An 11861-nucleotide genomic window follows, 5' to 3' on the forward strand; every position below is an offset into this window, starting at 1 on the left:
TGGTTTTTCTGTGGCAAGAAAGGAGAGAAGGAGGAAATCTTTTTTCAAAGAGGAAAAATCCTTCTTTCCAAATCAAGTAGCTTCGTTTAAAATTAATTGTTGGAAAATGTTGATAAGTTTGAGGTGTGAATGTGAAGGAAAAACTAGAAGAGTTTATTGTTCAGAGCTTAGATTTTTTACCTGCTGAACTTGTGGTGATTATTGTTTCAGCACTGCCAATACTAGAATTACGTGGTGGGCTACCGCTAGGGTATTTGCATTATGATTTTTCCTTAATGAAAGCTTCATTATTGAGTATTCTAGGCAATGTCTTACCGATTATTCCCGTATTATTTTTATTTCAGCCTTTAAGTAAATGGCTTACACGATTCAAATGGTATAAAAGAATGTATGATTGGCTTTATACTCGAACGATGAAGAAAAGTAGTAGTGTAGAAAAGTATGGAGCGATTGGACTTATGCTATTTACGGCTCTGCCACTTCCAACAACAGGTGCTTATAGTGCTTGTGTAGCAGCCATTATTTTTGGCATTCGTTTTAAATATGCGTTCCTTTCAATCACAGCTGGAGTTCTTGTGGCAGCTTTCATTGTAGCAATTGGTCTCGCATCCTTTTCGCTATTTTAATTTTTCGTTATAATTATTAAATATCCATAGCTACATATGTTATCATAGACTATATTTCATTTGATAAAGGAGATTATTATGGAAAAAGTACTTATTTTCGGTCATAAAAATCCTGATACAGACACAATTTGTTCTGCAATTGCTTATGCGGATCTAAAGAATAAGCTAGGACAACCTGCTGAACCTGTTCGGTTAGGTGAGGTTAGTGGCGAGACTCAATTTGCTCTTGATACTTTTAAAAAAGAAGCACCACGATTCGTAGAAAAAGTTGCTGGAGAGGCTAGTGGCGTTATTTTAGTAGACCATAATGAACGTCAACAAAGTGCTGATGATATTAATGAGGTTCGTGTTCTTGAAGTCATTGATCATCATCGTATCGCTAATTTTGAAACGAGTGATCCCCTGTACTATCGTGCAGAGCCGGTTGGCTGTACTGCAACAATTTTAAATAAGATGTATAAAGAGAAAGGCGTAGCTATTGATCAGGATATAGCAGGATTAATGCTATCGGCGATCATCTCTGATTCACTTTTATTTAAATCTCCTACTTGTACACAAGAGGATATAGATGCTGCAAAGGAATTAGCTGATATTGCTGGTGTTAATGCAGAAGAATATGGCTTAGAGATGCTTAAAGCTGGTGCTGATTTAAGCGATAAAACAGTTGAACAATTAATCTCCCTTGATGCGAAAGAATTCCAGATGGGTTCAAGTAAAGTGGAAATTGCCCAAGTAAATGCCGTTGATACAAATGATGTGTTAGGGAACAAAGCTGAGGTGGAAGCGGCATTAACTAAGGTTGTTAATGAGAAAGGCTTAGACCTATTCTTATTCGTCGTAACAGATATCTTAACAAACGATTCAGTTGCTCTAGCAATTGGTAAGGAAACAGCTAAAGTGGAGCAAGCTTTTGATGTGACTCTTGATAACAACCAAGCGACACTAAAAGGTGTAGTTTCTCGTAAGAAGCAAATCGTTCCTGTTTTAACAGAAGCTTTCTCTAAATAATCTCCCTAAAAGGGGCAATAGTAAACCCGAATTATCGGATGATATTTTCATGAATATCTTCCCTAATAATTCGGGTTTTTATTTTTCGAATCTTCTCATGATGGGAGAGTTAAAAAATCCACTTAGATAAGTTGCCTCCAAAGTCCTTCCTTATGCAAAAAGTTCTAGTTTTGATTACTCGTACATATGTATGAGATAAATTAAACCCTTTTCAATCTTCCATTTTTAAGATAATCTAAAATAAATGTATTTTTTCAAATATTTACTAGCTGAAGTAGAAAGCCTGAGTATTTTTACTTCACATCATTAGAGGGAATTTGATAATTGGAGTTTGTGAATATGCCTACTGATATCCTTATTTATATTGTGTTAATGGCAGTTGCTGGTGTGTTAAATATTTTGCTAGGTGTGTATGCGTATAATAAGAGGGAAAAATTCAGAGGGAGTAAAACGTTCATTCTAATATGTGTATTCACCTCAATTTACACGTTTGGACATGCCTTTGAGCTAGCTAGTCAAGAATTGAATGTAATCGTATTTTGGACTTATTTTCAATATATTGGTATCCCTTATCTCGCTCCACTTAGTTTAATATTAGTCATTCAATACACTGGACTTGAAAAATTCTTAACAAAATGGAATAGACGATTTCTCTTTTTTATACCGGCGCTGACAACGTGTGTGGTTTGGACCAATCATTGGCACAATCAATTTTATCACACTATATTTTTAAAAACAGAGATCTATCCAATGATTCAATTTGTGATTGGCCCATGGTATATTGTTCACGGCAGTTATACGTTTGGATGCATGTTAGCAGGTGGACTAATCCTATTACATTATTGGAGACAAACAAAATCAACTTATTGGAAACAGATTTTTGTCTTATTACTAAGTATATACTTACCTTTGGTTTCTGCCTTTCTATACCTACTGGGCTATACACCTTATGGAATGGATCCTGTTCCAGTTGTCATGAGCTTGACTTCCATTATGTATATATGGGCTTTTTTATCAACTAGTTTATTAGAATTAGCACCAATTGCAAGGGGATTAATCTTTGATAGCATGCGAGATGGAGTGCTAGTTTTAGATTCCACTTTACGAATAGTCGATTTTAATCATGCAGCCACAAAGCTGATTGCCAATCTAGATGATCAGTCCATTGGACAGGAGATTCATTCATTGTGGAAAGGGATAGATAGTGATCGTTATTTCTTTCCTTCCATTCACCACTATAATCAAAAAGAAGAGTACGAATTAGAGTGGACGGGAAAACACTCTTCCTACCAAATTCGTTCCACACCTGTTCGAAAAAAAACAGGAGTTACTGTTGGAAGTACAATTGTCATTGCGGATGTAACAGAACAAAAACAATTACATAATAAGCTCATTCATATGGCTTATATGGACGGGTTAACAGGTATCTTAAATCGACGGGCGTTTCTCGATAAAAGTGTCCAGTTAATGGAGGAGCATGCTAAGCAAGACGATATTTGTACGATGATTCTATTCGACATTGATTATTTTAAGAAGATTAACGATACATACGGACATCATATTGGAGATGAAGCAATTCTTCATGTTGTGTCTGTTTGTAAACAGTTTCTCCAGCCTAAAGATTTATTCGGGAGATATGGTGGTGAAGAATTTGTCATATGCTTACCATCCGCTAACTTGATAGAAGGCATTGAATATGCAGAACTTCTTAGAGTAGGGATAGAGAATACCCCTCTTGAAATGAATCATCTTTCGATTCCAATGACTGCAAGTTTTGGGGTGACAGAAGCATTAAGACATATACCTATTGAAGAGGTTTTACGAAATGCAGATCTTGCCTTATATGAATCGAAAAAACAGGGCAGAAATGTAGTACATATGGCAAAAGACTCAAAGGTCATTCTTCATGCTAACCCAAGGTTATTAAATAAATAATCTCATTCAGAGCTTTCTATCATGTAGAAAGCTTTTTTAGTGCCTAGCATAACATTCAGTACCAAAGCAATCTTTTTCAGCAAATAAAGTAAGCTGCCTATCAAAAAGCCCAAAAAGATGTGCCGATGAAGCCATTGCGACAGACCGACATGCTTTTTAGAACATAAGCGATGAGCTAGGTTTACGAATAGCACATTGGAATTTGACTCGCTTTCTTTAACCTTATATATTTTTACTATGTGAACTGAACAAGACTGATGATCTTCATAGAGGAGGATGAATTTGACAAGAGGGAAAGACCAAAGAACTAAAATTTTAGATGCAGCAATGAATATTTTTGGGAAAAATGGGTATTACGAAACGAAGATCGTAGATATTGCTGAGCAGGCAGGTGTCTCAAAAGGGACGATTTATATTTATTTTTCTTCAAAGGAAGAACTCTATATTGAGGCACATGAACGGGAATTTCGTCAATATTTAGCCCACCTTCATCATGAAGTTGGTAAATTTACAACATTTAAAGAAAAACTTTTGTGCATTGCCGAAAAGCAATTAGTGGTTTTTTATAAAGATCGCCAGACACCTAATAAATATCTGCAAGCCTACAATAACGATCCCAAAATGATTAAATGCTTGCATGACTTTCTTGATCATTATCATAAATATGTTGTTACATTAATGAGATCTGAGGGAATAAGTAACCCAGAGGAGCATGCGAAGGCGTTTATTGGAATGTTAGAGAGCTATAAGCGTGATATCTTTTTTAATCCCAACTTCGACTATGCCATGCTGCTTCAAACCGTTCTTTTTGTTGTTGAGTTATTTTTAAATGGATGTCAAAAGGATTAATTCTTACTTTTAACTAAGAAAATCCTCTGCATGAAGAGTACCCATTGGTCATAAATTAGTTCAGTATCATTTTAGTATACTAGGTTAATTATTGGTTTTCGATACCCGTTGGTCAGTTTGCGGACGACGATGTGAAAAGCAAACAAGATAGAGGAGGAACCTATGTTTCAATTATTGATTAAACGTCCGAAAGTAACATTAACATTTTTGACCTTACTGATTATTATCGGTGTTTTGACAGCTTTTCAGCTTTCTAAAAGAGAAATACCTGAAATTTCTGTTAATGTTGGCACAATTACAACCGTGTATCCAGGAGCTGTTCCGGAATTAGTAGAGAGATCCATTACAAATCCGCTTGAAGAAGAGCTAGAGTCGATAAATGGTATTAAGGAGATGACGTCTGTATCGGGTGCGGGTATTTCAAGTATTGTCCTTGAATTGACAGATGACGTGGATCGAGACAAAGTGTTCTCTGATGTCCGTCAGGCTGTTTCTGATACGAGTAACTCCTTTCCAGAAGATGCTTTGAACCCTGTTGTGAATTCAGATATCCAAACGGGTGCATTATCTTCCTATCATATAGTAAGTGACGATCGTGAATTACTTCAGGAGCAAAGAGAGCTTCTTTTATCTTGGCAAAAAGAGATTGAAAAAATTGATGGTGTACGTAAGGTTTCATTTAAAGGAATAATGGAAGATCAATACTTACTGACACTCGATCAAGAAAAAATGGATGAAAATCAAATTTTATTCCCAGATATCTTAACTACTATTAATAAGGAATTAGAAATTACGCCACTAGGAAGTCAAGAAATTGACAATGTTAATAAACAATTATCATTAAATCACATAGAAAATATTGAAGAAATAGAAAAGGTTTTCGTGAAAACATCATCTGAAGGCGAAGATATTTTCATAGGAGATATTGCTACGTTGGAGCTAGTACCTAAAGAAAAGCCAAGTCTAGTTCAATATAACGATACGCCAGCTCTATCAATGACAGTCCTTCAAGAAAAAGGGGTTGATATCCCTTCATTACACAAAAAAGTCAATGAAAAAGTAGAAGAATTAGCAAGTGATCTACCTGATAACACTGAGTTAGATATGTATTATACTCAAAATACCATTGTTGGGAAGATCTTTACTGATTTAGGAACGTCCTTTTTAATCTCTATTTTAGTTGTTGTACTGGTGACCCTGCTTGGATTAAATGTTAATTCGGCAATCTTGGTTGCAATTGCAATTCCATCATCAATTGCTTTAGGATTAATTCCGCTGCCATATATGGGAGTCGACCTGAATCAAATTTCAATTATTGGAATGATTATTGCTTTAGGTATTTTAGTTGATGATGCAATTGTTATTAATGATAATATTCGTAGACGTTACGTATTAGGTGATAAACCATTAGAAGGTGCTCTTAAAGGATCAAAAGAGGTTCGAGTTTCGATTATTACATCTACGTTAGCAATAGTTTTTACATTTTTACCTCTTACTTTTATTACGGGTTCAAACGGTGCATTTATTAGAGCCTTGCCATCTGTTCTTATTACGACCATTATCGGTTCAACCATTATTGCGTTAACCATTGTGCCGATTTTCTTAGTTTGGAGACAGAAACGTTTTGAAGAAAAAGCGAAGAAGAAAAATAAGAAGATGAGAGATGGGTTATTGGGGAAACCTCTTGAGGCTTTGGCAGCTTGGTATAGTGACAAAATCTTGAGAAAAGTTGTAAAATTTCCTATGCGTTTCGGCTTATCCGTATTGATTTTCTGCACACTGGTTTATGGGCTCGTTCCTTTTATCCCAGTCGTATTCTTTCCAAGTGCTGACAGAGAGGAAGTAACAATTACTGTTACTTTACCACCAGGAGAGACGATAGAAAGTACGGATGACTATTTATCCGAAATACGATCTTTTTTAGAAGAAGAAGATAAAAATATCTATGAAGTCACGACGTTTGTTGGTACAAGTGAACCAGGGTTATTTGGTAGTGTTGTATCAAATCCTGGTGAAAATATTGGTCAATTAGTCCTTAGGGTGGAGAGGGAATCTCAATCTGCATCTGAAACCATAGAAAGATGGGAGGATACGCTAAGAGAAAGGTATTCTGATGCGGTTATTTCCATGTCAACGATTGAAGCAGGACCACCGGTAGGAGCGCCAATTGCGATTACAGTATCAGGTGAGGAACTTGATGAACTGATGTCTGCAGTCGACGAAATGAAAGAGGATATTACTGGTATTGATGGAAGTGGTGCAGTACTAGATGATGTAGGAAAGCCTCGCCCAACCATTACGTATGTTCCTGTAAGAGAGGAGCTTCAAAAGCATGGTATTACTCCAAGTGAGATCAGTGAACAAATCCGTCTTATCACAGATGGTGTTCCAATGGGAACCTATGATAATGGTGTCACAAGTCGTGATTTCACCATAAAATTAGATGGAGTTGAGGCTGGAAAAGCGGTTGATTTAGAAGAAATTGAATTACCTTCTAAAACTCAAGCCGGTCAAGGTCCACCAGAGCTTGTTCCTTTATCTGACTTACTCTCGGTAGAAGAGGGAGAGGAAATTCAATCAATTCCTCATACTGATGGTGAACGTACGGTCACAATTAGAACGTATCCAAAAGACGAACAAAAAGCTCAGGTAGAAGAAGAGATTCAGAAACTAGCAGATGAATATACGACAGATTCCATTTCCGTATCTGTTGGAGGAGAATCATCTGCACGCTCAGATTTCTTTGTGGAAATTGGTAAGCTATTTATCATTGTTGTGTTCTTAATTTATCTTTTAATGGTTGTTCAATTTAATTCTTTAAGAATTCCGTTGTTGATTATGAGCTCTGTTTATTTAGCCGTATCGGGAGCGATGATAGGATTATTCATCACCCAAACAGGCCTAGGATTTATGGCAATGATGGGAATCGTTTCACTTGCAGGTATCGTTGTACGGAATGCTACAGTGTTTATTGAATTTATGGAGCAACGTTTAAATGAGGGAGCAAGCTTGGTGGAAGCAGTTGTGGAGTCAGGTCAAGCAAGGCTTCGTCCGGTTGTTTTGACTGCTGTTACTTCTATGGGAGCTTTATTACCAATTGCTTTTAGTGGCGATGTTCTCTTTACACCACTTGCTATTTCTATTATTTCAGGAATTTTCTTTTCAACAATCTTTACCTTACTGTTCGTACCAGCCTTTTATACGTTAATTAAAAGGAAAAAAGTGAATAGCACGGAAGAAGGCTAAGAGGTAAATCTGGTTTTGACCAGAAAGCTTCTAGTGGTAGAGCCTGTTATTCTTTAGTTGAAGACATAAAAAACATAACAATTCCGAAAAGGAAAGAGGTTGGGTCAAAACTCAATCATTTTTTAAAAAGACGAACGATTATCATTTAACACGTTGTTGTGGTGGAAGAACAAGTACGTTCCATTCCGCTGCATCCACTTGCTTTCCGCGGAGTAAAATTAACATTATATGCATAAACAATACATGTAGTGACAAAGAATAAAACCCGAACGATATGGGAGATTTTCATTGGAAATCACCTAATAGTTCGGGTTTCTCATTAACTAAAAACACTTATGTCCCAGCCTCTTCTAGTAAAATCTTTTTTTACCTTATTATAAGCCCGTGTTTTTCCTTTAATGAGTCTGGAGCAATTTTTATCATTCTGTCTAATATAAAGGTTGCGATTACAAGATCATCTAGTACCCCAAGGACAGAAAGGAAGTCTGGAATAAGGTCAAAAGGAAAGAAGATATATACGAGTAAAAGGCTGACTCCCAAGACTTTTTTTGAGAGAGGTACCTGCTTTGTTAGAAAAAAATCCTTTAGGAACGGAATAAATTTCCAAAAAGTTAAGATGAATTTGAATCGCTTGATAAATTTCATTTGTTTTCAACACTCCTGGATCATTCTGGAAGATTTCCTGTTAATGAACATAAATAATGTCAAGGTCTTTACTTTCAACACCTTCGTTAAAAACGAGTCTAGTCTTAAAACGATAAGAGATCGACTGTGAGGAAGGTGTAAGAGTTTCTGGTAATTGAAAGGTGAAATGTAGATGGTTTGTCTCTTCAGAATGAATAACTTTAGAAGATAAGATTGTTACTGTATCTACAACCGTTTCTTTCTCAGTTTTATGGTCAATTCTCATTAAATCACATTCAATTCGCCTAAGACGTTGTTCAATAGTACCGCCTTTAATTAAGAAGTGGCCTTTGATGAGTTCACCTTTATGATAATGTGACTTAGGTAAAATAAGGTCAATTAAAGCAGATCCAACTCCTAACAAAGACATATATTTTCGCAAAAGCATCATCGGTTTCCTCCATTGTTAGTTATTTTTGTAATCTTTTCATCAACACGTTTTTCAATTACGTCTAGCAGCTCTTTATTTTTAAGAAGTTCTTCCTTGTTTTGTTTAATTAACTCAAGATAGGATTTTTTCTTGGTAAACATTTTTCATTTCTCCTTTAGTAAAGGGATTTAAATGTAGAACCGGTCGGTAGAGGCTTTTTGATTGATGTATCCTAAAGTGAGCAACGTCTTAATCGATAACATCGTATAAAAAAAAACCTTTACCACATATGGTAAAGGTTTTTAAAGAAATAAAAGGACCTTTACCAAAATAGTAAAGGTCTTGCTAACAACCAAGGTTGCCAACAAAGCCGAGAAGGTGAAATTCCTTCTGTAATGACGACTTTATTGTAAAAGCTACTCCCCTTTAGGAGACCGATTCAATTATATACATTAATAATAAACGAGAAGTAGCGTTTAGTCAATATAGAAATCAACTAGTGGAATACACTAACAAGAAAGTATGAAAATTAGTTTTTCATCAACGCTTCTAGTAATTGCATGGGTATCGGAAACTGATCTTGATCGATTTTCACGATCATTTCATCAGAGTTAGTTTCTTTATCTAAATGCTTTAATACATTCACTTCTTTATTTAATTGCTCCATTTTTTTATCTAGCATCATAGCTTTAGTTGCGGCATCTTTAAGTTCGGTTAAAAGATGTTCGGGAATATCTTTATTATATTTATAGTAGATTTTATGCTCCAGACTTGCCCAAAAGTCCATAGCGATGGTTCTGATTTGAATTTCTACATACACATTTTCTTCACGATCGGACATGAAGATTGGAATTTGCAAAATAAGATGAAGACTTTGATAGCCATTTGGTTTTGGTGTCTGGATATAATCCTTACTTTCTACAATAGTAATATCCTTTTGATTTGCAAGCATGTTACGTATTTCATATATATCTGATATAAAAGATACCGTGATCCGAATCCCTGCTATATCACGAACTTGGTCTTTAATAGATTGTAATGAGTAGGGAATCCCTTTCTTCGCCACTTTCTTCATCAGACTTTCTGGAGATTTGAGTCTTGATTTTACATGTTCAATAGGATTGTAATCATGTATATACGTAAATTCATCCTTTAAGATATTAATTTTCGTATTTACTTCATCAATTGCAAATTTATATGCCATCATAAAACGAGTCATTTCTACTTTCATTTTCTTTATGTCATTTATATCAATTTGTTGGATCACGTTAAGTAATTCCTCTCTAATCAGAATTTAACTAGTATGTTGGGATGTGGAATTGCTCTCTATAAGCTTTTCCAACACTTCTGGGGGAAAAATGAGTCTGCAAATGATCTTTGCTAATTCAACATAGTTTGTTTTATTCGGTTGATATTGATTAATTTCTATTATAGAGGCGGACAAACTCATAATGGACCAAGCTGTTATGCTACTATCTAAGTCAGTCCAACTAAGTCCTTGTTCTTTAGCTGTTTCAAGCTTTTGCATGATTTTTTTATGAATCCTTGTTTGGTTTTCTTTGATTATTTCATTAATCTGTTGATCTTTTAGCAATTCCGGAAATAATTTTTGAAGTCCTAATTGTTGAAAGTGACAATCATGGGTTTCTAATTGTTGAGCAATATAGGAAATGGGATCGTTATTTGTCCAATTTAATTCCGGTGGAATGATTTTGTCTACATAATCTTCGATGATTGACATCAGAAGCTGACGTTTATCTTTAAAATAGCGATAAAAAGTGCCAGTTGCCACATGAGCATGTGCTGCAATTTCTTTCGCGTTTGTCTGCTCCCATCCTTTTTCAATAAATAAGGTACGACCACTTTCTAGTAGAGCTAGTCTCTTCTGTAAAGCACGTTTTTGCTTTGGAAGAGAGGGGTATTCACCAATTAACTGGTGTTCTTGTTCCTTTGCCATCATGACCACCTCACAAGCATCATACCATAAAAAAAATATAACCTGAACTGAAGTTCACGTTTGTTGACAGCCTATATTATGGATGTGATATGATTACTAATATTATAAATATAGGCTGTAAAGGTTGTTAATCGTCTAAAAACAGGTGCCTAATTATCCCCTTGGTACAAGGATTTTTCTCTGATTGGGTAGAGCCGCTCTTTTCTTGTTTAGCGATTGATAACTTGTTTTTTTAAAAAGTCGTAGTAATAGCTACGGGTAAGAAAAGAGTATAATAGTCTTCGGAAATTAATTAAAGGAATATTCAAAAGGATAAAGAATTATAATAAATTAATACGTGTGGGAAGGTGTTGGGGAAAATGACGATAGAGGCAAACAATGGAGTTAAGATTAACTCAACCATTTCATTAAAAGGAATCGTGAAGGCGATTTTTCAAGATTCAGTTCACGTTCAAATAGGTGGGAAAATCATCACAATGCCAATTACTGATTTTAAGGGATTAACAGGTGAAGAGAATAAAGGAAAAATAAAGTGATAGAATAAGAGGATGCTTCTGTTAGGGGAGGCATCCTCTTTACTATTATTTAAACCAGCCTTTCTCTTTTGATTGAGTAATGGCTTCTATACGATTTTTGACATCAAGCTTTTCGAGGATCGTTGAGATGTAGTTCCTAACTGTTCCTGTTTTAAGGCTTAGTTGATCAGCAATTTCCTTCGTATTTAGTCCGTCGGCAACTAGTTCTAAAACTTCTTTTTCTCGTTCGGTTAAGGGATTTTCTTCGCTATAAACATCATCCATTAATTCTGGTGCATAAATTCTTTTTCCGGACATAATATCTCGTATACAACTGGCTAATTCTTCACTTGGACTATCCTTAAGAAGATACCCCTTAACACCTGCTTTTAATGCCCTTTGGAAATAACCAGAGCGTGAGAAGGTAGTAAGGATAATCACTTTACTGTCTGTATCTTTCAATTTTTCAGCTGCTTCTAATCCTGTCATACCTGGCATTTCAATATCCATAATACACACATCTGGTTGATGCTTTTGAACAAGCGTTAAGGCTTCTTCCCCATTTGTCGCTTTTCCGACTACTTCCATATCATCCTCAAGGTTTAGTAATGATCCTAATGCTCCTAATAACATTTGCTGGTCTTCCGCAATGACTATTTGAATCATCCATA

12 protein-coding genes are annotated in these 11861 nt (G+C 35.5%); 6 read left to right on the plus strand and 6 right to left on the minus strand.

The annotated features are described in order from the left end of the window. Positions 1 to 131: 131 nt before the first annotated feature. From A9C19_RS03670 to A9C19_RS03690, 5 genes are all read left to right on the plus strand, one after another. On the plus strand, positions 132 to 626 hold the full coding sequence (locus tag A9C19_RS03670) for a COG2426 family protein (RefSeq protein ID WP_072578704.1): 495 nt from the start codon (positions 132 to 134) through the stop codon (positions 624 to 626). 78 nt (positions 627 to 704) lie between these two features. Beyond that, positions 705 to 1634, plus strand: coding sequence for a manganese-dependent inorganic pyrophosphatase (locus A9C19_RS03675; RefSeq protein WP_072578705.1), 930 nt, complete (start codon positions 705 to 707; stop codon positions 1632 to 1634). A 339-nt stretch (positions 1635 to 1973) separates the two neighbouring features. Then, a complete protein-coding gene (locus A9C19_RS03680) occupies positions 1974 to 3569 on the plus strand; it encodes a histidine kinase N-terminal 7TM domain-containing diguanylate cyclase (protein ID WP_072578706.1) in 1596 nt (531 codons plus the stop codon). 282 nt (positions 3570 to 3851) lie between these two features. Beyond that, on the plus strand, positions 3852 to 4418 hold the full coding sequence (locus tag A9C19_RS03685) for a TetR/AcrR family transcriptional regulator (RefSeq protein WP_158515052.1): 567 nt from the start codon (positions 3852 to 3854) through the stop codon (positions 4416 to 4418). 162 nt (positions 4419 to 4580) lie between these two features. Beyond that, positions 4581 to 7664 carry an efflux RND transporter permease subunit gene (locus tag A9C19_RS03690; RefSeq protein WP_072578708.1) on the plus strand — a complete coding sequence of 1028 codons (3084 nt, stop codon included), beginning with the start codon at positions 4581 to 4583 and terminating at the stop codon, positions 7662 to 7664. A gap of 366 nt (positions 7665 to 8030) precedes the next feature. Here the strand turns inward: A9C19_RS03690 and A9C19_RS03695 are convergent, their stop codons facing one another. The 5 genes from A9C19_RS03695 to A9C19_RS03715 form a co-directional block, all read right to left on the minus strand. After that, positions 8031 to 8309 carry a YkvA family protein gene (locus A9C19_RS03695; RefSeq protein ID WP_072578709.1) on the minus strand — a complete coding sequence of 93 codons (279 nt, stop codon included), beginning with the start codon at positions 8307 to 8309 and terminating at the stop codon, positions 8031 to 8033. Between the two features lie 40 nt (positions 8310 to 8349). Beyond that, positions 8350 to 8739 carry a sporulation protein gene (locus A9C19_RS03700; protein ID WP_233499236.1) on the minus strand — a complete coding sequence of 130 codons (390 nt, stop codon included), beginning with the start codon at positions 8737 to 8739 and terminating at the stop codon, positions 8350 to 8352. Then, a complete protein-coding gene (locus A9C19_RS03705) occupies positions 8736 to 8879 on the minus strand; it encodes an FbpB family small basic protein (protein WP_083584273.1) in 144 nt (47 codons plus the stop codon). Before A9C19_RS03705 ends, A9C19_RS03700 begins: the two co-directional genes overlap by 4 nt. A gap of 368 nt (positions 8880 to 9247) precedes the next feature. Then, a complete protein-coding gene (locus A9C19_RS03710; protein ID WP_072581728.1) occupies positions 9248 to 9949 on the minus strand; it encodes a GTP pyrophosphokinase in 702 nt (233 codons plus the stop codon). 63 nt (positions 9950 to 10012) lie between these two features. Next, complete coding sequence (locus tag A9C19_RS03715; RefSeq protein ID WP_072578710.1) at positions 10013 to 10675, minus strand: TetR/AcrR family transcriptional regulator; 663 nt, start codon at positions 10673 to 10675, stop codon at positions 10013 to 10015. Positions 10676 to 11034: 359 nt separating this feature from the next. Between A9C19_RS03715 and A9C19_RS21965 the strand changes: the two genes are divergently transcribed. After that, positions 11035 to 11211, plus strand: coding sequence for a hypothetical protein (locus A9C19_RS21965; protein ID WP_199445810.1), 177 nt, complete (start codon positions 11035 to 11037; stop codon positions 11209 to 11211). 45 nt (positions 11212 to 11256) lie between these two features. Here the strand turns inward: A9C19_RS21965 and A9C19_RS03720 are convergent, their stop codons facing one another. Next, complete coding sequence (locus A9C19_RS03720; RefSeq protein WP_072578711.1) at positions 11257 to 11856, minus strand: response regulator transcription factor; 600 nt, start codon at positions 11854 to 11856, stop codon at positions 11257 to 11259. Between the last annotated feature and the right edge of the window lie 5 nt (positions 11857 to 11861).

The sequence above is a fragment of the Bacillus weihaiensis genome (assembly GCF_001889165.1).
Classification (GTDB): Bacteria; Bacillota; Bacilli; order Bacillales; family Bacillaceae; genus Metabacillus; species Metabacillus weihaiensis.